General features: G+C 51.1%; 19 protein-coding genes. 9 read left to right on the forward strand and 10 right to left on the reverse strand.

The window, feature by feature from the left end:
• The first annotated feature begins 10 nt into the window (after positions 1 to 10).
• From ACJA3I_RS06035 to ACJA3I_RS06050, 4 genes are all read left to right on the forward strand, one after another.
• Entirely contained in the window at positions 11 to 2,386 is a 2,376-nt protein-coding gene (locus tag ACJA3I_RS06035; protein WP_458861711.1) for an ATP-dependent helicase, read from the forward strand.
• Between the two features lie 332 nt (positions 2,387 to 2,718).
• On the forward strand, positions 2,719 to 4,023 hold the full coding sequence (brnQ, locus tag ACJA3I_RS06040) for a branched-chain amino acid transport system II carrier protein (RefSeq protein WP_458861712.1): 1,305 nt from the start codon (positions 2,719 to 2,721) through the stop codon (positions 4,021 to 4,023).
• A gap of 63 nt (positions 4,024 to 4,086) precedes the next feature.
• Complete coding sequence (locus tag ACJA3I_RS06045) at positions 4,087 to 4,560, forward strand: pyridoxamine 5'-phosphate oxidase family protein (protein ID WP_458861713.1); 474 nt, start codon at positions 4,087 to 4,089, stop codon at positions 4,558 to 4,560.
• A gap of 343 nt (positions 4,561 to 4,903) precedes the next feature.
• On the forward strand, positions 4,904 to 6,040 hold the full coding sequence (locus ACJA3I_RS06050; RefSeq protein ID WP_458861714.1) for an S-layer homology domain-containing protein: 1,137 nt from the start codon (positions 4,904 to 4,906) through the stop codon (positions 6,038 to 6,040).
• A 104-nt stretch (positions 6,041 to 6,144) separates the two neighbouring features.
• Here ACJA3I_RS06050 and ACJA3I_RS06055 read toward each other — a convergent pair whose 3' ends face one another.
• From ACJA3I_RS06055 to ACJA3I_RS06080, 6 genes are all read right to left on the reverse strand, one after another.
• The gene (locus ACJA3I_RS06055) at positions 6,145 to 6,717 is read right to left on the reverse strand and encodes a phosphatase PAP2 family protein (protein WP_458861715.1); all 573 of its coding nucleotides are present in this window, start codon (positions 6,715 to 6,717) and stop codon (positions 6,145 to 6,147) included.
• A 48-nt stretch (positions 6,718 to 6,765) separates the two neighbouring features.
• The gene (locus ACJA3I_RS06060) at positions 6,766 to 7,257 is read right to left on the reverse strand and encodes a COG2426 family protein (RefSeq protein WP_458861716.1); all 492 of its coding nucleotides are present in this window, start codon (positions 7,255 to 7,257) and stop codon (positions 6,766 to 6,768) included.
• A gap of 224 nt (positions 7,258 to 7,481) precedes the next feature.
• Entirely contained in the window at positions 7,482 to 9,749 is a 2,268-nt protein-coding gene (locus ACJA3I_RS06065) for an S-layer homology domain-containing protein (RefSeq protein ID WP_458861717.1), read from the reverse strand.
• An 86-nt stretch (positions 9,750 to 9,835) separates the two neighbouring features.
• Entirely contained in the window at positions 9,836 to 11,005 is a 1,170-nt protein-coding gene (locus ACJA3I_RS06070) for an ABC transporter permease (protein ID WP_458861718.1), read from the reverse strand.
• A complete protein-coding gene (locus ACJA3I_RS06075; RefSeq protein WP_458861719.1) occupies positions 11,002 to 11,727 on the reverse strand; it encodes an ABC transporter ATP-binding protein in 726 nt (241 codons plus the stop codon). The genes ACJA3I_RS06070 and ACJA3I_RS06075 overlap by 4 nt, the downstream gene beginning before the upstream one ends.
• 4 nt (positions 11,728 to 11,731) lie before the next feature.
• Positions 11,732 to 13,501, reverse strand: coding sequence for an HlyD family efflux transporter periplasmic adaptor subunit (locus tag ACJA3I_RS06080; protein ID WP_458861720.1), 1,770 nt, complete (start codon positions 13,499 to 13,501; stop codon positions 11,732 to 11,734).
• Between the two features lie 512 nt (positions 13,502 to 14,013).
• On the opposite strand from ACJA3I_RS06080, the gene ACJA3I_RS06085 reads away from it, so the two are divergent.
• Entirely contained in the window at positions 14,014 to 15,387 is a 1,374-nt protein-coding gene (locus ACJA3I_RS06085) for an MATE family efflux transporter (RefSeq protein WP_458861721.1), read from the forward strand.
• Positions 15,388 to 15,455: 68 nt separating this feature from the next.
• On the opposite strand, the gene ACJA3I_RS06090 is transcribed toward ACJA3I_RS06085, so the two are convergent.
• Both ACJA3I_RS06090 and ACJA3I_RS06095 read right to left on the reverse strand, forming a co-directional pair.
• On the reverse strand, positions 15,456 to 16,124 hold the full coding sequence (locus ACJA3I_RS06090; protein ID WP_458861722.1) for an AroM family protein: 669 nt from the start codon (positions 16,122 to 16,124) through the stop codon (positions 15,456 to 15,458).
• A 59-nt stretch (positions 16,125 to 16,183) separates the two neighbouring features.
• On the reverse strand, positions 16,184 to 17,122 hold the full coding sequence (locus tag ACJA3I_RS06095) for a DUF1177 domain-containing protein (RefSeq protein ID WP_458861723.1): 939 nt from the start codon (positions 17,120 to 17,122) through the stop codon (positions 16,184 to 16,186).
• Between the two features lie 234 nt (positions 17,123 to 17,356).
• On the opposite strand from ACJA3I_RS06095, the gene ACJA3I_RS06100 reads away from it, so the two are divergent.
• On the forward strand, positions 17,357 to 18,112 hold the full coding sequence (locus tag ACJA3I_RS06100) for a creatininase family protein (protein WP_458861724.1): 756 nt from the start codon (positions 17,357 to 17,359) through the stop codon (positions 18,110 to 18,112).
• A gap of 4 nt (positions 18,113 to 18,116) precedes the next feature.
• On the forward strand, positions 18,117 to 18,668 hold the full coding sequence (locus tag ACJA3I_RS06105; RefSeq protein WP_458861725.1) for a GNAT family N-acetyltransferase: 552 nt from the start codon (positions 18,117 to 18,119) through the stop codon (positions 18,666 to 18,668).
• A 74-nt stretch (positions 18,669 to 18,742) separates the two neighbouring features.
• On the opposite strand, the gene ACJA3I_RS06110 is transcribed toward ACJA3I_RS06105, so the two are convergent.
• Positions 18,743 to 20,218: a peptidylprolyl isomerase gene (locus ACJA3I_RS06110; RefSeq protein ID WP_458861726.1), complete on the reverse strand. Its 1,476-nt coding sequence runs from the start codon at positions 20,216 to 20,218 to the stop codon at positions 18,743 to 18,745.
• A 260-nt stretch (positions 20,219 to 20,478) separates the two neighbouring features.
• Between ACJA3I_RS06110 and rpmE the strand changes: the two genes are divergently transcribed.
• The gene (gene rpmE, locus ACJA3I_RS06115; RefSeq protein WP_458861727.1) at positions 20,479 to 20,682 is read left to right on the forward strand and encodes a 50S ribosomal protein L31; all 204 of its coding nucleotides are present in this window, start codon (positions 20,479 to 20,481) and stop codon (positions 20,680 to 20,682) included.
• Positions 20,683 to 20,755: 73 nt separating this feature from the next.
• The gene (locus ACJA3I_RS06120) at positions 20,756 to 21,925 is read left to right on the forward strand and encodes an amidohydrolase (protein ID WP_458861728.1); all 1,170 of its coding nucleotides are present in this window, start codon (positions 20,756 to 20,758) and stop codon (positions 21,923 to 21,925) included.
• A gap of 224 nt (positions 21,926 to 22,149) precedes the next feature.
• Here the strand turns inward: ACJA3I_RS06120 and ACJA3I_RS06125 are convergent, their stop codons facing one another.
• Positions 22,150 to 24,240 (reverse strand): putative bifunctional diguanylate cyclase/phosphodiesterase, encoded by a 2,091-nt coding sequence (locus tag ACJA3I_RS06125; RefSeq protein ID WP_458861729.1) that lies wholly within the window; start codon positions 24,238 to 24,240, stop codon positions 22,150 to 22,152.
• Positions 24,241 to 24,279 lie beyond the last annotated feature (39 nt).

Raw genomic sequence — 24,279 nt, forward strand, 5'->3', positions numbered from 1 at the left:
GAGATAAAACATGAAACCTTTTGATATCAAATACAGTGCGATGCGCCAATCCATCATTGAAGATGAATTTTCAGCGCTGAACGATATGCAGCGTCAGGCCGTTTTCAATACGGAAGGGCCTATGCTGCTTTTGGCGGGCGCCGGCAGCGGAAAGACCACGGTATTGATCAACCGCATCATCAACCTTTTGAAATATGGCAGAGGGTATGAAGCGCAGGAGGCGCCTTCCTGGGCCACAGAGGCCGATTTAAAGCGCCTGGCGGCCTATTTGGCCGAACCCGAAGAAACCGTGCCCGAAGAGATCGCCGAACTTTGCGCCGTCGATCCGCCCAAGCCCTATGAGATCATCGCCATCACCTTCACCAACAAGGCGGCAAAAGAACTGAAAGACCGTTTGGAAGCCGCCTGCGGTGAGATCGCGGGGCAGATCTGGGCGCATACTTTCCATTCTGCCTGTATCCGCATTCTGCGCCAGAAAGGCGAAGCCATCGGCTATGGGAAAAACTTCACCATTTATGATGAAGACGACAAGAAAAAAGTGATGGCCGAAGCGCTGAAAGAACTGGGGTTTGATGAAAAAAAGTTTGATCTGCGTTCGGTGGGCGGCGAAATTTCCCGCGCGAAAGACCATCTGATGACCCCCGCCGATTATTTAACGGCTGCCGGTGAAGATTATTATAAAAAAACGGTGGGGCGCATTTATGAAAATTATCAGAACCGCCTGCGCTCGGCCAACGCGCTTGATTTTGATGATATCATTATGAAAACGGTGGATCTTCTGCGCAGCAATGAAGATGCGCGGCTTTATTATCAGCGCAAATTCCGTTATGTGCTGGTGGATGAATATCAGGATACCAACTATGCACAGTATATGCTTTGCAGCCTGTTGGCCGGCGGATATGGGAATATCTGCGTGGTGGGCGATGATGACCAGAGCATTTATAAGTTCCGCGGCGCTACCATCGAAAATATCCTCCAGTTCGAAAAACAATATGACCATGCCAGAACCATCCGTTTGGAACAAAACTACCGTTCCACTTCGAACATCCTTTCGGCGGCCAATGAGGTGATCGCCAACAATACCGAACGCAAGGGCAAAAAGCTTTGGACGGAAAACGGCGATGGCGACAAGGTGCATTTCTTCACAGGCGAAAACCAGGAGGAAGAAGGGCAATATATTTCCTCGGAAATTTTGAAAGCTTACGCCCAGGGCCAGAAGTTTTCTGATTTTGCCGTTTTATATCGCAACCATGCGCTTTCCAACAGCGTGGAAACGGCGTTCAAACGCAATGCGATCCCTTATCGAATGGTCAGCGGCCTGCGCTTTTTTGATCGTGCCGAAGTGAAGGATATGCTGGCCTATCTGTGGGTCATCAACAATCCCAGCGATACCATCCGCCTGCGCCGCATCATCAATAATCCGCCGCGCAAGATCGGCGCAAAAACATTAGACCATGTCACGGCGCTGGCCATGGAGCAGAACTGCCCCGAATATGAGATCATCCGTCAGGCGGCTTCTTATGAAGGGCTGGGCCGCGCCGCGGAAGCCCTCAGCGGATTTTCGCAAATGATCGAAGAACTGCGCGAAAAAAGTCAGGTTTTGCCGCTGGATGAGCTGTATGATCTGCTGCTTGAAAAAAACGGCTATCTGGAAATGCTGAAAAACCAGAACAACAACGAAGCGCGCAGCCGCGAAGAAAATATTCTGGAACTGAAATCGAATATCGTCGATTTTATGAAAAACCACGAAGAAGGCGCGGGGCTGGAAGAATTTTTGGAAGAGATCGCGCTGTTCACCGATATCGACCGTTATGATACGCAGGCCGATGCCGTCACCATGATGACCATGCATTCCGCCAAAGGCCTCGAATTCCCTGTGGTGTTCCTCTGCGGCTTTGAAGAAGGGATCTTTCCCTCTTATCGCAGCGTAGACACCCCCGAAGAACTGGAAGAAGAACGCCGCATTTGCTATGTCGCCATGACGAGAGCCAAGCGCTGCCTGCATATTTCCTGCGCCAAGCGCCGCATGTTATATGGCCAGACCGCCTTTGCCAAGCCTTCGCGTTTTGTGGAAGAGATCCCCGAAGAATATCTGCAAACCCACAAAACAGAACGGCCCATGCGCCAGAATTCGCCGCGCATCAAGCCTTCTGTGGCAAAAACGATTCTGAAATCTTCAATCACGCTGGCATCTTCGGGCGGTGAAAAGAAAGAGATGATCTCTTTGCGCCCGGGTGAAAAGATCAGCCATAAAGCCTTCGGCAGCGGCGTGGTAGAAGCCGCCACCCCCATGGGCAGCGATGTGCTGCTGGAAGTGAAATTCGATCAGGTGGGCACAAAGATGATGATGCTGAAAACAGCCAGCGCCTTCATCACCAAAAAATAAAAAGCACTTTAAAGCGTGGTTTATCGTTAAAGAACTGAATGATTTTCTGAAAAATATGCAGAAAGTGAAAAGAGGCCGCAAATCGCTGCGGCCTCTTTTTAAAATCAAAAATTCAATATATTGAATATGTGTTTAACATATACAATGAAAAAACAAAAACGGTGAAAGAAATATGTGCAAAACGACGAAAAATGCTTCTTCATTTTCTACAGTTCTGTCTCTTCCAATTCCGTAAAAAATAAAGTATATTAGTTTAGGTGAAATAAAAACAGCAGTAAATTCAATATATTAAACGAAAATTTACTGCATTATATGATTTGGGAGAGGTAAAAATGAAAACGCAGCGAAAAGACATTATCGTGATCGGCTTTGCGTTGTTTGCCATGTTCTTCGGCGCGGGAAACATGATTTTTCCGCCGTATCTGGGCTTGGAAACAGGCAGCCAATGGGGCACGGGCTTCCTCAGCTTTACTTTTGCGGATGCCGGCCTGGCGCTTTTGACCATCCTGGCGATGGTTTGCGGCGCGGGTTCCTTAGAGGGCATGACACACCGTTTGGGCAAATGGTCGGGGATCTTATTATCCACAAGCATTTTCCTTTGCGTCGGCCCGCTGATGGCCATTCCCCGCACAGCCGCCAGCACCTATGAACTGGGCTTTGAACCGGTTTTCCATGGCGGAAGCATCTTTTTCAGCATTCTGTTTTTTGCCGTGGTGTTCATTCTGACCATCCGCCCCTCGGCGGTGGTGGATATCATCGGTAAATTCCTGACCCCGGCGCTGTTCATCGCTTTGCTTGTGATGATCGGCAAAGGCATCATCACCCCGGTGGGCGATGTGCTGGCCACCGGCGCGCAGGATGTTTTTGCAAAGGGCATCAAAGCGGGTTATCAGACAATGGATGTTTTCGGCGCCATTATCTTCACCGTTTTGGTCACGGGAACATTAGATAAAAGTGATTACAGCAATAAAAAGCGCATCGGCATTGTTATTCGCGCCGGCATTGTGGCGGCGGTGGGGCTTTCCATTGTTTATGGCGGCCTTGCCTATCTGGGCGCTTCGGCGACTTCGCTTTATGACACCAGCGTTACCCAGACACAGCTGCTGGTGGGCATTGTAAAACATCTGATGGGCAGCAGCGGCATCATTTTGCTGGGCATCACTGTGGCGCTGGCCTGTTTGACCACCGCCATCGGCCTGACCTCTGCGGCTGCGGCGTTCTTTTCTGAAATGACCCACGGCAAAGTGCCTTATGGAGCCTTCATTGGCATCATCTGTGTGTTCAGCTGCGTGGTTTCCAATTTCGGCATCAACACCATCATCGCGTTTTCCACGCCGATCCTTTCGGTGGTGTATCCCGCAACACTGACCCTGGTCTTCCTTTCTTTCTTTGATAAGAAGATCAAAAACGATAATGTTTATCGCTTTGCCACCGTTGGCGCGCTGATCATGAGCGTTCTGGCCGTGCTGGATTCCTATGGCGTGAAGATCGCATTTTTGAAGCTTTTGCCCATGGATAAATTCGGGTTCGGCTGGGTAGTTCCCACCATCCTTTGCGGCGTGATCGGGTTTATGATCAAGCCGGGCGGTAAAAAAGAAATCAAAAGCACCACGAGAGCGATCCAAAGCGAATCTTAATCTATCGCTTGAAAAAGGCAGCAAAGAGGCGCATCATCCGTTCGTCAAAAAAGGAGAACTTTGATGAGAAGAAAAGACCGCGAAATCACCGAAAAACAGGAACTGATCGAGATCTTGAAGAAAAATCAGGTTTGCCGCATGGCAATGTGTGATGGCAGCCGCCCTTATGTTCTGCCCTTGAATTATGGATTTGAAGAAACCGAAGAAGGCGTTGTGTTCTGGTTCCATTCGGCGTCGGAAGGGCGCAAGCTTGAAGTTTTAAAGGCAAACCCTCTTGTCTGCATTGAGGTCGATTGTGAGCATCAGGCTGTGCCGAATGAGATCGCCTGCAAATATGGCTTTCTGTTTGCCAGTGTGCTGGCAGAAGGCAGCGCACAAATCGTGGAAGACCCCGCAGAAAAGCTGCATGGCCTTTCCTGCTTTATGAAGGGGCAGACAGGCGAAGAAGATTTTCAGTTCGACCCCGCGATCGTTGAGCGCGTAAAAGTGCTGCGTGTCGATTGCAAAACCCTCACCGGCAAACGCAGGAGCCACTGATTTGAAAGCCGAAGAGTAAAAAACTCATGAGAAAAGCGCAGGGTTCACTTTGCTTGGGCGGCGAATCAAAACCTCTCTATCATCAGAAATATGATCAAAACCGGGTAAACAAAGGATGTTTGCCCGGTTTTTTTATATGAAAAAAGCAAAGAACGATTTCTATTTTTTGAAGCCTTTTCTTTTTGGTTCAAATACAGTATAATAAAAAACAGATTGACGAAAGACTGCCGATGACGGCGGCGCTTTTTGAACCTGCGGCACAATCAAATGGATCGCTTCATAAGAAAGAGCAGAAAAAGACGATTTTAGATGAACGGGTTTACAATGGGATGGAGAAGCAACGATGAAAGATAAGAAAAAAGCATGGCTTGCGGCTGTTTTGGCCGGCTGGCTGTCGGTGGCCTCTTTTGCTGCGGGGGGAACCTTGCAAGACCCTCTGATCACGCTCAGTCAGCTGAAAACCATATATACCGAGAAACTTCACACAAGAACAGAAACACAGGCACAATCGCTTTATAACGCCGCGGCGGGCATGCTGGATCAAAAAGCGGCCGCGCTGAAAAGCGATATGGCTTCGGGCGGCGTGGATACACAGGCCATCACTTCCGCCGTGCTGCAGCGGGTCAACGGCGCGGTGACAACGGTCACCGTGAAAAAGGGCGATAAGATCACCGGCCCCTTGGGCGCAGGCTTTGTGATGACGCAGGGCTCGGCGGATATCATCGGCCGGGAACTGGTGAATATCACCGCAGGGGGAACACGCAGCGCAGGCAGATATATCGCAAACAATATTTATTATCTGATCCCCGCGGCGGATGGAAGCGGCATCGTGGTCACATCCGAAACGGCGGTGATTCAGCTGCGTGACGGCGCGGCGGTCAACGGCGGAACCCCCGTTGTTTCTTATGAAAAATATGCAAAAGCGCTGAACACCATGAACCTGTTTCGTGGAACGGATATCGGATATGAGCTGGAACGCACCCCGACCCGCCTTGAAACACTGGTGATCTTGATCCGTATGCTGGGTGAAGAACAGCAGGCGCTGGCCTATACAGGCAAACATCCTTTCACAGATGTGAAAACCCCGTGGGCAGACGCCAACAAATATATCGCTTATGCGGTGGCGAAAGGTTATACAAACGGCATTTCGGCCACAGAATTCGCCCCCAATGCCGAAGCAAACGCATCGACATTATATACCTTCATTTTAAGAGCTTTGGGCTATAGCGATCGAGCGGGCGATTTCGCGTGGAACAGCACAGACCGAACCAAGATCGTGGAGGTTGGGGTTTTGACGCAGGCTCAGCTGGATACGATCCAGCGCGGCAATTTTTTGCGCGGTCATGCCGCCATGATCTGTTATCAGGCGATGCCGGTGGTCACCAAAGACGGTTCCCAGACCTTGCTGCAAAAGCTGATCGCGGCGGGCGCCGTTACCTGGCAGCAGTATGTGCAGGCAACGGTGATCGTGGGGCAATAAGTTAAAAACAAGATCAAATAGAAAAAAGCGAACGGGCAACTTGCCTGTTCGCTTTTTTATTGTCGTGAAAGTATTTGAATGCTGGGTCGCAAAATCTGCTTTTGCTAATTGGTTTGTTTTGGCGGGCCCGAAAGGCGATGGGTATCATCAAACCGCCGGAACAGCTTTTCGAGAATGGCGTGGGAAAGAAATGCCGCCGCAACGCCCAGAGCGATGCCGCCGAGGATATCGGAAGGATAATGCACATAGAGATAAAGGCGGGAAAGCGCCATCAAACAAGCGGCGGCGGTAACGAAAAGGCCGCTTTTGCGAAAATAAAACAGGGTGGAAGCGGCGGCCGCAAACGCCGCGAAGGTATGGCCGGAAGGGAAAGAAAAATCTTTGAGGGGTTTGACCAGAAGACCCGTGAAGCCATTGGCATCATAAGGGCGAACACGCGCCACAAGCGGCTTGAGCAACAGGTTGCCCGAAAGCAGGCAAAGGATCAGTGAAAGCCCCATCACAGCGCCGCAGCGACGCGTTTTTTTGAAACACAGCATGGCAATGGCCAAAAAGATCCAGATGCGGCCATGATTGCCAAGGGAAGAATACCAGGGCATAAACACATCCAAAGCGGAACAGCGGAATTGCTGAATAAAATCTAAGATCGCGTTATCACAGGCTAAAAGCCAACTCATGAAAAAGAGCTCCTTTCGTTGCGAGAAAAACGGGCGGGATAAAAAGCGTTAGAACAGGCGCAGCGCGCCGAAAACGCCATAGGCGCCCAGTGTCATCAAAATATCGGCCAGCAAAACACCGGCCATCACAGCGGGGATCGAGTGGCGGGGTTTCAAACCCAGCAGCGCGGCGATCAGCGAACCCGACCATGCGCCTGTGCCGGGCAGCGGCACGCCGACAAACAGAAAAAGACCGATCGCAGAATATTTTTCGATCTTTTCGGATTTGCTCATCAATTTGGCTTCTACTTTATGGGTGAAATTTGCCAGCAGCCGTGTTGATTTCAGCCATGTAAAAACGGGCCGGCCCAGAAGAATCAAAAACGGAACAGGAAGAATATTGCCCAGAAGCGAGATCAAAAAAACATGAAGCCACGGCATTCCCAAAGCGGCCCCAAAAATCACCGCGCCGCGCAATTCAATAAAGGGAACCATGGAAATGATGAACAGAGCGAAATCTTTTCCGCCGAAAAGAAAGAAATTGAAAATTGAATCGATCATAGCAACTCCTTAATTTGAAATCAATCGCATCGATGGAAATTCTCAAAAAGAAACGGCGTTTTCGGCGCCGTTTATCAAAAGTGACTATTTGTTATTGTACCACAAATTCCCGAAAAGAAAAGTAAAATAGCTGTAAAAATCGGGGCGGAAGGCGTTTGGCCATCCGCCCCGACAAATCGGAAGAATCGATTGGTGCTTTGAAAAAAATCAGCGCTTTTCGGGCCTTACGAAGCGATGATCAGGCGAACATGGCCGCCCGAAGCGGGGTCGCTGTCGCAATAAAGCTCAAAGCCGGTGAAATTGGCGCGCGCTTCCTGCAAGGTCAAAAAGCGGTTGAGGGGTTTGGCATAAACCTGAACATCGGAAGCAAGGGGGATATAAAGGCTTGCATAGCGCACACCCTTTAAAGAATCGAACGCCGTGCGGCTGACGGAACCTGTCAGCGCAAGGGCGCGCCCCGGGGTGGCGAAGGGATAGGTCAGTTCGGAAATTGCGGAAGCCACCGCGCCCGGCACCTCGCTGCCGCTGACACCCGGCACAGGGTAATAGGAAGTGATCACGGTTTCACCTTTTGCGGTGCGCAGGGTCAGTTCATATTCTGTGCGGGTGATGCCGTCGAAAATTTCCACCTCATGGCTCTTTTGCTTGAGGATGCCATATTGGAAGCCGTTTCCGGTGATGTTGTCAAACACAACGGTTTCTACGGCGCCCGTGCGGTCGAGTTCCGTGTGGAGAATGCGGGAAGCGGGCAGGCCATCCGTCAGATCAGAACGCGATAAACGACGAAGCGGCATATTCTGGGCGGGCAGTTCATAAAACACTGCCTGCGGCGAAAGCTTGCGGCCGCCAAGGGTGCCCGCGGCAAGATCGAGCTTGCCGGCATAAGCGGTGGAATAGGAAACCGGGGTCAGCGAGAAATTGCCCTGAGCCGTTTGTGAAAAATTCATCAGCTGGCCTTGATAACGGAACAGCGAAGAAACCGTTTGCTGGTTTGTGGTGGTGGAAGGATAAGCGCCCAGATCGGTTTTGCCTGAAAATTCTTTGCTGTTTGCCAGCGAAAGGGTCACTTCGCCGCTTGCAGAAAGCTTGGATAACAAAGCGGAAGCATTGCCCGAAATTTCGCTGGAGGGGAACACGGCGGCAAGATTGCCGGAAGCATCAAAGCAAAGCGTGATGGTCTGGTTGAGCGCCAGGTTCTTGAAATAGGAGGAAACCTTTTCGGGGACGATGTAATCATGGCCGCCGGCCTTGATGCGCGCCGGGTTGGTATAGACCGGGCTGCCTTCTTCATAAAGCAGGGTCACGCGGCGGTCGGAAACCAGATAGGCATTATCCTGCGCGGAATAGGAAAGAATATCATACTTTTTTAAATCGGAAAGCGCCATGGTATTGCCTTGATAAAGCAGCTTTGCCGAAGTGGGGATGGCGGTATCACTGATGCCATAAACCAGAGAATCGGTGAAAGAAGCCGTCTGGTTTGCCGAAATCAGCTGGATGTTCCGCTGATCGTCATAATAGATCGTGATTTTTCCGCCGGCGGGCAGATCGAACCAGCTGGTGGCATAATCGCCCAGTTGACCGGCCACAAAAGCCTTGGCATCGCGGGGAATCGTGATGCGGCCCGCATCGGTATCAAGATATTGCGCGGCGGCCGCTTTCACCGTAGCTTCCTGCATGGAAGAGCTCAGCATAAAGCCTTTCAGCTTGGAAGGGGTGTTTTTTTCGAAAATGGTTTCGCCCATGGAACCGATCATCGAAGCGGGAATTGTGCCCGGATCGGCTAAAAGGCTTGTTTCGCCCGTCAGGCTGATGAATTTTAAGGTGCCTTTTGTCACGGCGGGGTCGGTTTCGTGGGTGGCTGCCAAAATCATATCGGTGCCGGCGGTGAACCCTGTGTTTAAAAACGGGCCGCCGTCTTTGGTGTTGGCCAAAAGCAGGTTGCGCAGCATGATCGCCGCCTGACCGCGGGGGATGGCGTCATTGGCATTCATCGTGTTCATGCCGTTTGAAAGGCCGATGGCGGTGGCCTTGATCACATAATCACGCGGCCAGAGGGGGCCGATATCTGCCGTGGTATATCCCAGCATGCGAAGCAGAATGGTGGCAGCCTGGCCGAATGTGATGGTGTCGTTGGGGCCAAAGTTGCCGTTGGGGTAACCTTGAATGATCTTATATTTGCTGATGGCCGCATTGATATAGGGGGCATACCACATCGCGGCGTTGACATCGGGGTAAAGGGTGTAGCTGGAATAGAGCGAACGCTCGTTGAAGCCCGCGGCGAGAACCGCCATTTTGCAAAATTCGGCGCGGCTGAGGCTGCGCGCGGGGTTGAACTGTTCCACCGAAGCGACGATGCCCAGTGAAGCCAAGGTTTCGGCGGCCGCGCTTTCTGAAGCATAGGGGATGTCATTGAAGGCGGAAAGGCCGGAGGGGAGGGCGGGCAGCAAAAGCATCGCCGCCAATAAGAAAGAAAGAATGCGTTTCTTTTTCATAATATTCTCCTTGCCGCTGCGCCGCGGCGAACGATGAAACGGCTTCACGGCGCAGGATTCTGAAGCCGTTTTGAAATATCGTCGGATCATTGCGTTCTCAAAGCATCAACAGGCTGCATTTTCGAAGCCTTGTTGGCGGGATAAAAACCAAAGAACACGCCAAGCAAAACCGAGAAAAGAAATGCGCCGATGGTGACGGAAGCGGTGGGCAGATAAACGGTTTTTATTGCCGCGGCCGAAAGAAAGGCCGAACCCAAAGCGCCGATGCCGATGCCGAGAACGCCGCCGCAGGCGCTGACAGTGGCGGCTTCGATGAGAAATTGAGAGATGATGGCGCGGCGGGGGGCCCCGATGGCCGTTCGAATGCCGATTTCGCGGGTACGCTCCGAAACCGAAACAAGCATGATATTCATAATGCCGATGCCGCCCACCAAAAGCGAGATGCCGGCGATGCCGCCCACAACAAGGGTGATCATTTTGGTGGTTTTGTTATCTTGTTCGATCCAGCTGTTTTCAGAATAAACGCTGTATTCCCATTCGTTTTTGAATTTTTTCGAAAGAAAATTCTGAATTTTTGTGGTGGCGGTTTTGGTGGCCTGGCTGCTGGAAGCTTTCACCACAAACGAAGTGATCTGTTTCGAACCGGTCAGTGTGCGCTGAACCGATTGCGGCACAAGAATCATGTCATCATAGCTATATTGTGTGCTGTTGGCTTTTTCTTTGTAAACGCCGATCACCTTGAATTGATAACCGCTGATCTTGATGGTTTTGCCAATGGGGTTTTCAAGCCCGAAAAACTGCTTTTTGATGGTCGTGCCGATCACGCAGACACGAACCCGGTTGAAAACATCGCTGTAAGAAATGCCGCGGCCGTTTTGCAGGCTGAAATTCAAACAGGTGTCGAATTTGTCGTTGCCGAAATAAACGGTGGTGTTCCAGTTTTTATTGCGATAGCGCAGCTTCAGGTTGGAAGTGGCGTTGGGTGTGACGCCCAGCACTTCGCCGGAAAGGCTGTTGCAGTAATCATAGAGCGGCTGAGAAAGATCGAGCGATTGCGAGTTATAATTGACATTGATCTTGTTGACGCCCATTTTTTGATAATCGAGCATCACCTGTTTCTGCATGCCCTGCAAAACCGAAACCAGCGTGATTACAGAGGCCACGCCGATGATGATGCCCAGCATGGTGAGAAACGAACGCATTTTATTGTTTAAAATGGATTTGATCGCCATTTGAAACGCTTGAATAAAATTCATCGCCGGGCCACCTCCTCTAATACGATTTCTCTTTCACGGGCGGAAGGGGTCTCATCCGAGATGATCTTCCCATCCTGCAGGCGCACGATGCGCTTGGCCATGTGCGCCAGCTGCATATCATGGGTGATGAGCAAAATGGTGGTGCCTTCATCATTCAAAGCGCAAAGCTTCAGCATGATTTCTGCGCCGGCCTTTGTGTCAAGGTTGCCGGTGGGTTCATCGGCCATGATAACGGGCGGTTTCGCCGCGATGGCGCGGGCGATGGCCACGCGCTGCTGCTGGCCGCCGGATAGTTCGGAAGGGCGGTGATCCATGCGTTCGCCCAGACCAACCGATTCCAAAGCCGCCACCGAAAGTTCATGCCGCTGGCTGTGGGGCATTCCCCGATAGACCAGGGGCAGTTCCACATTTTCAAGGGCCGTAAGCGCGGGGATTAGATTGAAGCCCTGAAAAATGAAACCGATGTTGCGGTTGCGAATGGCGGCGAGCCGGCGCGGGGGGATATTTGAAACATTCTCTTCTTCCAGCCAATATTCGCCGTATGTAGGAATATCGAGACAGCCCAGAATATTCATCATGGTGGATTTGCCGGAACCGGATTGGCCGAGGATCGCCGTGAATTCGCCCTTTTCAATGGTGAGCGAAACATCATCCAGGGCGCGGACTTCGCTTTCGCGGCCCTCGTTATAGATTTTGCTGATTCGCTTGAGTTCAATTAACATGGGCTCACCTTCCGATCAGGTTGACAGTGCCCACCGCCATTGCGCCCATCATGCCGTTGTTTTCGTCTTTGTTGTCAACGGCGGTGGTATAGACTTCATCACCTTCCGAAAGGCCGCTGATGATTTCGGTGTTTTGATCGTCGGATACGCCGATTTCAATGGGAAGCGCCACAAACCCTTCGGGAACCTGACCTTCGGGCAGCTTGATGGCATCTTCATATTTTTTGCCGTCGGCTTTGCGAACATAGGCCGCGGTTCCGCTTTCGGTGTAGATCACCGCGGAAGAGGGGATCGTGAGGACATTTTCTTTCACTGTGGTTCGAATTTTATAATTGACATTGCGGCCCGGCAGCAACCTGCCGTCGCTTTGAATATCGATTTTGGCGGGGAACTGCGCCACCGAGCCGCCCCATCCGCCGCCGCCGTTATTATCGGTGGTCTTGGCTTCAAATGCTACATAAGAAAGTGTGCCCATGATGGGTTCGCCGCCCTCATCCAGTGTGATCTCAACGGGCATGCCCACGCTGACTTTGCTCACATCCAGTTCGTCGATGTTGACATCGATCACCAGAGAAGAGGTGTTGGAAACGGTGACGACCGAGGTGCCCGAAGCGGTGAGCTTATCGCCAACGGAAATCATCACAGCGGAAACCATGCCGTCGATTTCGGAACGGATCTCGGTGTTATGGATATTGGCTTCCAGTTCTTCCACTTTTTTTGCGGCTTCGTCATAGCTTTTCTGGGCGCTTTCCAGCGCGGGGCGCAGGGAAGTGTTTGAAAGAGAAACCAGGGTTTGGCCCTGTTTATATTCGCCGTAATCCATCACGGAAGTATAGGTCACTTTGCCCGAAGATTGCAGGGTGATCTCTTGCTCGCGGTTATTGGCCAGTGTGCCCGATTCGGCGGGCATCACATCCGCGCCGTTGATACGCAGAACAGCGGCCGCGGAAGAACCGGCCACAAGCGTGCCGGGATTTTTAATGGTGATATTCGCGCGGAAGAGCATGGCGCCGTCTTTAACTTTTTTGATGCGGTCTACAGAAGAAACGGTGCCCAGAACCGAGGTCATGCTGTCGGGAATCGAAACATTGGCAGACATGCCGGGTTTGATATCGCCGATATAGGCATAGCTGAAATAAGAGGCCAGCGTCAGGGTGCTGTCATCCACCAGTTTGCCCAACTTCAGGCCTGAAGAAAGATCATCGCCCTGATGGATCGTGGCGCTTTCGATCAGCTTGCCGGTGAAGGGCGCGGTGGTGTTCAGCGCATCCAGCGCTTTGCGGGCCGATTCCACCCCGCTGCGGGCCGATTCCAAAGCGGAATAAGCCGCGGTGAGTTCGGTTTGCAGCTCGGAGGGATTGATGACGAATAAAAGATCGCCCGCGGCAACGCTTTGACCCGCAGTGACGGCCACTTCGGTCACGGTTCCGCGAACTTTTGCACCATATTCGGTTTTTTGTTTGGGGGTAACGGTGCCATAACCGCTGACCTGCTGTTCCAGGGTTTGTGTTGTGGCAAAAGCGGTGGTGATGGCGGTGTCATCCTTTTTGATCAGCTTCTGGATGAGAATATAGGAACCATAGGCAATGGCGCTTAAAAGCACAACAATGATGAGCGTTTTGAGCCATTTTGGCATTTTGCGCCGATGCTTGTCTTTGCTGGCGAATTTATTGCGCTTGGGTGCTTTTTCAGAAGCAGGGGTGGGTTCTTCCAAAGGCAGGGGAGTTGTCACGGGCGCTTCCACCGGTGGCAGTACAGCGTTTTTTTCACTCATGTTCATTCCTCCATTGTGTTGCCATCCCAGAGATATGAAAATACACTGGATGCTTATTTAATATAGACGGTTGCAAACAGGAAAAAGTTGCTTTTTCGATGGAAAAATTTTCGTGGCGGCAAAAACAGAAATATGCTATAATGAACGCAGCACATTGCGAAGCAAAAGGGCGCGAAGGGCCGGCGGGCGCAGCCCGCTGCGGAAATTTCAGCATGACCTTTAAAAAGGTTCTCTTATTATTCTTCATGCTATAATGAACGCAGCACATTGCGAAGCAAAAGGGCGCGAAGGGCCGGCGGGCGCAGCCCGCTGCGGAAATTTCAGCATGACCTTTAAAAAGGTTCTCTTATTATTCTTCATGCTATAATGAACGCAGCACATTGCGAAGCAAAGGGGCGCGAAGCGCCGGCGGGCGCAGCCCGCTGCGGAAAGAATGAGATGCCTTAGAAGGTGTATGATTTTTCCTATCATAAAATACATTATATAACAAAATCACAAAAAAGGAGCCGTTTATGCAAAAATTGCTTGCGCAGCCCAAAGGATTTTACAGGAACATGCTGACGATTGCCTTGCCCATTGCCCTGCAAAACTTGATCAACTTTTCGCTTTCGCTGGCTGATACCATGATGCTGGGCATGGTGGGGCAAAACGAGATCGCGGGTGCCTCTGTGGTGAATTCTTCTTTTTTTGTGATCATGCTGATGGTCTTTGGTTTTCAAAGCGGCGCCAGCGTGCTGATCAGCCAATATTACGGCAAAAAAGATATGAAAACCGTCAGCCGCGTGATCGGGCTTTCTTTTTTTGCCGCTTTTTCCATTGTTACCGTGTTTTCGGTGGTGGCCATGGCGGCGCCGGGCTTTTTGGTCCGCATTTTCACCAATGACCCCATTGCCATTGAACTGGGCAAGCGCTATATGCGTGTGGTGGCGCTGGCTTATCCCATCAATATTTTCACCCAGGTCTATGTGGGCGCCCACCGCAGCATGGGCAACGCCAAACTGGGGCTGTATATTTACAGTTCAGCCATGGTGGTCAACACTTTTTTAAACTGGGTCTTTATTTTCGGCCATTTGGGCGCGCCAAAAATGGGCATGGAAGGCGCGGCGGTGGCGACCGTTCTGGCGCGAATCGTGGAACTCATCATCACTATTTTTTATTGCAGGTTCAACAAGCGCTTTCATCTTGATTTGAAAGAAGCCCTTCACCCGGGCAAACAACTGACAGCCGATTTTATCCGTTATGCGACGCCGGTGGTGCTGAATGAAACTTTGTGGGGGCTTGGCACATCGCTGCTGCCCGCCATTTATGGCAGAATGGGCACCGATATTCTGGCGGCCGTTACGGTTTCGAGAAATATCGAAAGCATCGCCAATGTCTTCTCGTTCGGTGTGGCGGGGGCTGCGGCCGTGATCATCGGCACACAGCTGGGCGAAGGAAAAAGCGGCCGTGAAGAGGTTTATCACACGGCGAAAACCCTTCTTGCCATTTCGGCTTTCAGCGGCGTGATTTCCTGCCTGGGGCTTTTGGCGGCGGCCAAATTCGTAACGCCCTGGTTCAGCCTGCCGCAAGCCACCAAAGTCATCGCGGCGGGCATCATCGTGTTTTATGCCATGCGTTCCATCCCCGCCCAGTTCAACACCACCTGCGTGGTGGGGGTGCTTCGCGGCGGCGGCGATACGCGCGTTGCCATGCTGGTGGATATTTCGGCGCTGTGGCTGGCCAATCTGCCGGTGTCGGCTCTGCTGGGGCTGTGGCTGAAAATGCCCATCCAGGTGGTGCTGCTGCCCTGCGTTTTAGAAGAATGCGTGAAAATGGCGCTGGGGCTTCATCGTTTCCGCTCGAAGGCGTGGATCAACGATATCACCCGCGAAGCGCAGGAAGAATAGAAAAAAGGCATGATCCGTTTGGGCGGGTCATGCCTATAAAATAATACCATCGAGGAGGAAACAGGGGATCAGCCGATCAGTTCCGAAACAACGCGGGCCAGAAGAGTGCGCGATAACACAACATTTTTCCCGGTGATTTCGCTGAAATACCGTTTCATGGCGGCTGTATAGCCGATACAATCGAGAACCACCAGATCACAATCGATTTTGCAAACCTCTTTGGCGGCGTTTTCGATGACGCTGAAATCGCCATAGGGGGAAGCGGCGATGGGGGTGGCCCGGCGCACATATTTTTGCCATTTTTCGCGGCTTTGGTTCAGCTGAAGAGCGGAAGGGGTGATCACCGCAATGCTGCCTGTGGTGGTCAGCGCGGGAACAAGGCCCTGCAAAATGCGGTTGGGAAAAATCAGCGGAACTTTGGAATGGAAGGTGTCGGGAAAATCCCCTGTGCAAAAGAACATGATCAGGCGGCAGCCCTCGGCTTCCAGCTGATCAATGGCGGCCTGAAGGCGCGGCAGAACATATTTTTCGGCAAAAGTCACCGATGAACCATCCGTTAAGCGCGAAACCAGAACATAGTCGCCTTCGGCGGGGGCAAAGGCGCTGATTTCTTCACGCGTCAGGCCATCCAGCCCGCCTTTTTCCAAAAGCTGCGCATCCCCGAACAAAGATAAAATGTCCGCGGTCACATCCACGCGGGGGGCCTGCCCCACGGTAACGGCGCCAATTTTGATCAAGGAAAAAACCTCCTTAAAAAGCCGCTATCCGCCGAAAAAGGCGAAAAGCGGCTTTTAATTTATTCGTTGCCTTTTGTCTGGAAATGATTCATTTTGCCATAAAGCTTCTGCAAACGCGCAAATTCCGCTTCATCATAGAAATGGCAGTCGCCTTTGGTATAGTATTTTGCGACTTCCAGCATGAAGCGTGCAGCTTCTTCACAATCCACAAAATGAGTGGCGCCTGTGGCGCAGCCGGCAACGGCGGTTTCGGTGGTGATGGCAACGCCGATCACGGGCGCGTTGGTTGCGGTGGCGGGCTGAAGAATGCTGTTGAGGTGATAAACATCATTGCCATAGGGCGTGATATCCTGCTGAGAAAGCGCGAAAACATAGGGCATTTTGCCTGTTGTGGTTTGCATAATATCCATCACATCATCGCTGACCTTCAGAATATAGCCTTCTTTCACTGTGGGCGAAATCGCAAAGCCGCGTGTGTTGATGATGCGGTTGCCCTTGGTGGTGTCAACCACCAGAATGGCGTCTAATTCGGGGGTGACTTCGGCCTGATTGACCTGAGCCATATCCAGGGGAGAACCCATGAACGGAACAGGCTTGTGAGGCTGTGTGGGGGCATCGGGGCAGATATGGGTGGAAATAAACACATCGCCTTCCAGATAATCGCCCTTTGTCTGCATATCCAAAAGCTTGGCGGCCAAGGTCATGGCCACCAGCGCACCGTCGCCATCGGAAACGAAGCCCAGCATTTCGGGGCGCGCGCCCAAGCCGCCCAAACGGCCCAGCAGGCCGATGGTGGGGGCGGTGCCGCCGCCGGATTTGCCGTTTTTGCCGGGGATGCGCACTTTGACCATATCGGTGGAACCCTTTGCGCCGCTGAGCACCTGAATTTCGATATTGGCGTCGGCTTTGATCCTGCGCAGATAAGCAGCAACTTTTTCGCCGCTGGCATCGCTGGCGTCTAAGAGGTCATATACTTCCGTGAGTTGTTTTAACAGCATTTTGAACACCCTTCTTTTGATTTTTTCTTCGGTCGATTGAATAAAAAAACAGCTGAGACCGGCAGCCTCAAATATACCATCATCATAGCATAAACTAAAAATGTTTACAACCTTTACGATACACTTTAGAAGAAGTAGCTAAAATCACTCTTGCATTTTGTAGATTTCTGACAGGTTTACTTCTGAAATAAAATATCATAGAATGAAAGCAAGAAAAGAAGGGGGAAAAATAAAATGCGTTTGGAACAAATGACATGGAAGCAGGCCGAAAACTTTTTTAAAACTCACGATACGGCGATCATCCCCATTGGAAGCATCGAGAATCACGGTTCCCATCTGGTTTTGGGAACGGATTTTTTGATCCCATCGCATATCACGGAAAGCATTCAGGAACAGCTGGAAACATTGATCGTTCCCGCGGTGCCTTATGGCATAGCAGATCATCACAAGGGGTTTGCGGGCACGATTTCTCTGGGATATGAGGGGCTGCATCTGGTGCTTCAGAAAATTACCGATTCCCTTTATGAATATGGTGTGCGAAAATTTATCTTTTTGAATGGTCACGGCGGGAATGACCCCGCTATTTTAGATGTGGGCCTCGAACTGGAAAACAAGGGATGCCTTTCGGCTTTGCTGAACTGGTGGCAGCTGGCGGGCGAACTGAACCCCAAATGGAAAGGCGGCCACGGCGGCGGCGAAGAAACCGCCGCAATTTTGGCGATCAACCCCGAATGGGTGCATATGGAAGACTATATGCCGCTGACCCCGGTGGAGATCTCGCCCGAAATGAAAGTGAACGGCACACGGACGGTTCAGTTCAAAGGGGCCACCGTCACTGTGCAGCGCCATTTTCAATCGGTAACGCCTTCGGGCTGGTTCGGGCCGGATGATCCGCAGGATGCCACCGCGAAATGGGGCAAAGAAATGTTACAGGCGGTGACGCAATATATCATTGAATTCATCGCGGCTTTTGAGAAGATTGAGGTGTAAAAATATGACGGCGGTCTTTCGAAGAATAACCATTGATGAGCTGAAAGAAGATTTTCTGAAAGAATTTGATCGAACACAGGTCGTTCGGCAATGCCTGCGCAGAGAAAACGGCGTTTGGAAACTTTGCGATGTTTCCTTCACCGATGGATGGGAGGAAGGCGACAAACAGCGGGTGATCCGCCAGCTTCGCGAAACTTTAAAGAATCACGGCGTTGTGTGGGCGGCCTTTTGGGAAGGCCATGTGAAAGGTCTCGCTTCGGTGGAAGGAGAGGCTTTCGGCAGCCGCAAACAATATTTGCAGCTTTCTCATCTGCATGTGTCGCGGGAACTGCGCGGCAAGGGAATTGGCAGCCGTCTGTTTGAATTGGCCCGCTGTGAATGCCGCCACCGGCAGATCCCTCTGCTTTATATTTCGGCCCATTCCGCCCGGGAATCGCAGCTGTTTTATGAAGCGAAAGGCTGTGTCGATGCAGAAGAACCCCAGGCAGCGCTGGTGGAGAAAGAGCCTTGCGATCGCCAGATGCAATGCCCGACTTTTGATGAACCGGCAAAATAGCGGCGTGCGATTTAAAAATAAAAACAAAAACGGATGCCCCACTTTGGGGCATCCGTTTTTTGATAAACGATGGATCAGATCGCAATATCCACCGCATAGGAATGCGTTTTTACGGTTGCTTTTTTCAGCAGGCCGTCAACATAATCGGAGTAATCTTTGGTTTTCAGGCTGCTTTCGGCTTTGCTCTTCCAATAAACTTCGCCTTCGCCGGAAAAATACATCAGATGATAGCCGTAAGAGGTTTTCACGATGCCTGTGTCGCCGGCTTTGTGGGCGGTGTTGAAGCACCAGTCGTTGAAAGCGGTATCCATCTGGCCTTTATAGATGTTTTCATATAAGCCGCCGTTTGCCGCCGAGCCGGTGTCTTCGGTGTTTTCGGTTGCCAGCTTGGCAAAGGAATCTTCGGTGGCTTCGCCGTCTTTCCATTTCTGCAAAAGCGCTTCGGCTTTGGTTTTGATCTCGGCGTCGTTGGTGGTGTCGCTTTTCAGCAGGATGTGACGAACATTCACGGTCTTGTAATCATCCAGATAACGGTCAACGAAATAGATGACGGTATAGTTGGTGTCGATTTCCAAAACGGCCTTGTCGCCGGGTTTGCGGGCGGGGTCTTTATACCAATCGGCAACGGTGCCTGAAGCGGTGGAAAGATCGCTGGCGGTCTTTAAAGTGGAAGCATCTTCGGCATAAGTGTTTTTGGCTTTTTCGTCATCGGTGGCATATTTCTTTGCGGCGGCGATAAACGATTTTTCATCGGTGATCTCGGCCAGCATAGCGTCTGCCTTGGCTTTTGCAGCTTCTTTGTTTTTGGCGGTGGCATCTTTGTCGTCGCTGCTTTCAAAGAAGACCTGGAAGAGGCGGTAGTTGACAGAATCGAACTGATCGGTGTTTTCGTTATAATAGCTTTTCAGTTCTTCATCGGTATAACTGTCTTTGGCGATCTCGCTGTTATAATAATCGCTGGCCAGCGCGGCGCGGGTGAGGATGGCGTTATAATCCTTCACGGTGATGGGGGCCGAAACCACACTGCGCAGCAGGGCAAGTTCCGTGGTTTTTTGTTCTTCGGCGCTGGTTTTCAGGTTGCCCAAAGTGGTTTTCAGCTTGGCCTGCGCATCGTCGCTCATTTTATAGTTCTTTTTCATGGCTTCGCTGTAAAGCGCGTAGGTATCGCTCAGCTGGCTTTCCGTCTGTTTGCGGAACATTTCGCCAAAGGTCAGCTTATCGGAATATTTCTGGGAATCGATATTGGTGGTATCCATGCCCATCTGAGAAAGATAGCTGCCATATTGGTTCAGATAATTTTGGCGGATCTGCGAGTAATAATAGCTGTATTCAATTGTGTTGATCTTCTGGTCGCCCACCTGCATGGCGGTCATATAGCGCTGAATGGTTCCGGTGGAATAAAGAACGCCGAACAGCACGAGAGCCGCCAGCAATACACCGATCACCGTTAAAATAATGTTGCGCACTAAATGAGGTTTTTTGTTTGTGCCCGGGTTCAGCAGCGCTTCTGCTTCTTCGCGCTCATGGCGGGCTCTTGATCCTTTACCCATTGAAATACCATCCTTGTTATAAAATTTATGCTTATGCTTTTCTATTATAGTCGAAAGTGCAAAAGCATTTGTTACAAACATATAAATTATGCAGGCTTTTCTGGAAAAAGTCAATTTTTTTTGTTATAATAATCAAGCGATATGCCGAAAAGCAGGGGCAAAAACCTCTTTTCGGAAAAATGTAAAAAACACTTGCAATTATAGGGTCAACATGATATTATAATTTGTGTTTGTAAGAAGCTGATGCGAGGTGAGAAGAAGTGAAAGAGGGTATCCATCCCAATTACAAAAGAACCCAGATCAAATGTGCCTGCGGCAATGTGATCGAAACAGGTTCTACAAAAGAAAACATCCATGTTGAAATCTGCAGCAATTGCCATCCCTTCTTTACCGGCAAGCAGAAGCTGGTAGATACAGGCGGACGCGTAGATCGCTTCAAGAAGAAGTTCAATATTGAAGACTAAAACATTGGATCAAACGGCATCTTTATGATGCCGTTTTCTTTTATTTTCAGACTATAAAGAATGAAGGTATGAAATGATGGAACATCAGGTGCGGGCCGCGGCCGAACAGCAAAAAGACTATATGGTGAAGATGCGTCGCTTTTTTCACAGCAATCCCGAAGTGAGCATGCAGGAAACACACACAACGGCGGCTATTGCGGAAGAACTGAAAAAAATGGGCATTCCGTTCCGCCTGACGAAGCCCACGGGGCTTGTGGCCGAGATCTGCGGGCAGACAGGCGGCGGCACAGTGGCGCTGCGGGCGGATATGGATGCGCTGACCATTGCCGAAAAAACAGGGCTGCCCTTTGCCAGCCAAAACGAGGGCATCATGCATGCCTGCGGCCATGACGGCCATATGGCGGGGCTGTTGGGCGCCGCCCGTATTTTGAATGAGATGAAATCTCAGTTCTGCGGCGTTGTGCGCCTGATTTTCCAGCCGGGCGAAGAAGTGGGCATGGGCGCCAAAACCATGATGGAGCAGGGCGCCATGGAGAATGCAGACACCGTTTTCGGCATGCATAACATGCCCCAGATGCCCTGCGGCGCCATTGCGGGCGGCGCAGGCCCGGTTTTTTCGGCGGCAGATCATTTCAAGATTATCATAAAAGGCAAGGCCGGTCACGGCGCGACCCCCGAGGTGACGGTGGATGCCACGGTGGCCGCCGCCGCTTTGGTGATGAATTTACAGCCCCTGGTCAGCCGCGAGGTCAGTTCTTTAGACAGCCTGGTGGTGACGGTGGGGCAGCTTCACAGCGGCAGCCGTTTCAACATCATTTCGGGCGAGGCGGTTTTAGAAGGCACCGTGCGCAGTTTTGATCCGGCGATCCACGATCGCATTCCGGGCGCGATGGAGCGTGTTGCAAAGCTGACGGCGCAGGCTTACCGCGCCGAAGCCGAAGTGATCTATGAAAAGCTGGTCAAGCCGGTGGTCAATGAAGAAAAAATGACCGAACTTTGCTTGAACGCCGCAAAAAAGATCGTTGCAGAACCTTCGCTGGTCATGCAGGAAGGCAAGCAGATGATCGCGGAAGATTTTTCGGAATATATGCAGGCCGCGCCGGGCGCATTCTTCCTTTATGGCGTGGGTGGTGAACATCCTCTGCACAGCGATTATTACACGGCGGAAGAAGACGCGCTGGTGACTTCATCGGCCATGTATGCGCAGGTGGCGCTGGATACTCTGGCCGCGCTGAAAAAATAACTCGGCAGATCTCCGCGCAAACGCTCTGAAGAGCCGCGCGAAAAAGTGAACACAAAAATGAAAGACCCCTAGGGGTCTTTTATTTTTTATCGTTTTTAAACAGTATACAGCGAAAATGCAGAGAGGGCTTTCAAAGAATGCCAAACGGCAGAAATAGCAGCTGTGCCATAGAAACAGCCGTTGGCGGCCCCTTCGAAATAGGAAAACCATTTGCTGATGCAAAATCAATCTTGGGTGAAATATTGTGCAAAAATGATGCTGGCGGTTTGGTTGAGCCCCCAATAGCGCAGCGACATTCGGATATTCAGCAAATGGCCCTGAGAATCGGAAAGCGGGAAAAAACAGCAGACGGGATGCTTGGTTTTGAGCACCTCTTGAAAAGCGTTTTGAATGACCTCCAGAGATTCTTTGGGCAGATTCTTCTGCTGTGAGAGTTCAAGGCTTTTTGAATGATCGAAGTGGGCGGCAAACATGGTATAAAAAACAGCGTTCACGCGCAGGATCTGGATATGCTTGTTTTCCACTTGATAAATCGCCGCGGGGGTTTCCATGCTGTCAAGCAGCAATTCACAGCCGGGCGAGGAGGACCACAGGATCTCACTGATAGCCTGCAGGTTTTCAGAGCGTGGGGCCGTGGGGATCTGTTGGGTGCGGCCCATCAGCGCTTCATATTCGGAAATCGGCATGGGGCGGGCATAAAAATAACCCTGTGCATAACTACAGCCGATGCTTTTCAAAAAAGAGACCTGCTCGGCGGTTTCGACCCCTTCCATGATAACGGGGGTGTTCAGCCAGCCTGCCATGCGGATGGCCGAAGCAAGAATGCTTCGCCCGCGTGAAGGTTCCGCCCCGCCGGAAAGAAACTTCATATCCACTTTCAAAATATCGACATGGATATCTTTCAAGGTGTTCAAAGAAGAATAACCGCTGCCAAAATCATCCATTAAAATCACAAATCCGGCTTCGTGAAGTTCTTCGATGATCTTTTCCATCACCGAAGGGTTTTCCATATAGGCGCTTTCGGTGATTTCAAGCTGCAGCAGCTGGGGAGGGACCTGATATCGTTTCACCAGCTGGATCAGCGAGGCCACCAGATTGGAATTATACATGTTCACGCGGGAAACATTGACAGAGATCGGGCCGGGATCCATGCCTTGATCCAGCCAGCTTTTCAGCAGGCGGCAAACACTTTCCCACACATAATAATCGATTTTGCCGATGAAACCGTTTTGCTCGAACACGGGGATAAAAAGGCCCGGCGAAAGCATGCCTTTTTCGGGATGACGCCAGCGGATCAGCGCTTCTGCGCCATAAGGGTGTTCTGTTTTTAAGTTATATTTGGGCTGGAGATAGACTTCGAACTGCCGTGTGTTCAGGGCGTTCTGCATCTCGTTGACCACCCATTGGTTTTGTAAAACCTTCTGGCTCATTTCGGGCTTATAATAGCTGAGATAAGTCAGATAGCTGCCCTTGCGGGATTTTGCGGCGAGGGTGACCAGCTCATACATTTTCTGGATGCTGTCATCACGGTTTTCGATCACATACACACCGAAAGAGGGGACAATGCGGAATTCGGGGTTATAGACCGCCAGCCGCCGATATGCGTCATCCGCCAGCTTTTGGATGCGTTCGGGGTGATAGGGCACACAGAAACAGAAAACATCGGCGTTGATGCGGGCATAGGTGTGCGGCCGCTCGGTTTGGATAGCGTTTTTCAATTCTTCCGCCATATACCGCAGCAGCTTGTCGCCTTCTTCTTCACCCCAAAAAGCGTTATAGCTTTGAAAACGGTCAACATCCATCCTCACCAAAGCGAAGGTCACAGAAGGGTTCTGGCTGAGCAGTTTTCTGGTTTCTTCAAAAAAATGCGAGCGGTTGAAAAGCCCTGTCAGCGGGTCGCGCTCATAAAGCTGCCTCATTTCGCTGAGCAGATAGAACTGGCTGCGCACGATAACATTTTTCAGGCGTGTCATCAGTGTGGCGGGCTGATAAGGCTTTGAAACAAAATCCCAGGCCCCCAGATCCAGCGCCTTCTGCTCGGAGCTTTCATCTTTTTCGCCGGTCATCACAATGGTGGGGATGGAAGAAAAAGATGAATCGCGAAGGCGGCGCAGCATTTCATAACCATCCATCACCGGCATCATAATGTCGAGAAGAATTGCGGAAATATTATGGTGAATGTTCAGCTGATCAAGCGCGGCAGCGCCGTTTTCGGCTTCAACGACGCGATATTCCGCCTGCAGGATGCCCTTCAAGATTTCGCGGTTGATGAGCTGGTCTTCCACGATCAAAATCACTTGTTTTTCTTTTTCCATAATCGATCTCCTCTGCGGCCGTCTTTATGTGATGAGATC

The sequence above is a fragment of the Acidaminobacterium chupaoyuni genome (genome assembly GCF_047936785.1).
Taxonomy (GTDB): Bacteria; Bacillota; Clostridia; order Oscillospirales; family Butyricicoccaceae; genus Acidaminobacterium; species Acidaminobacterium chupaoyuni.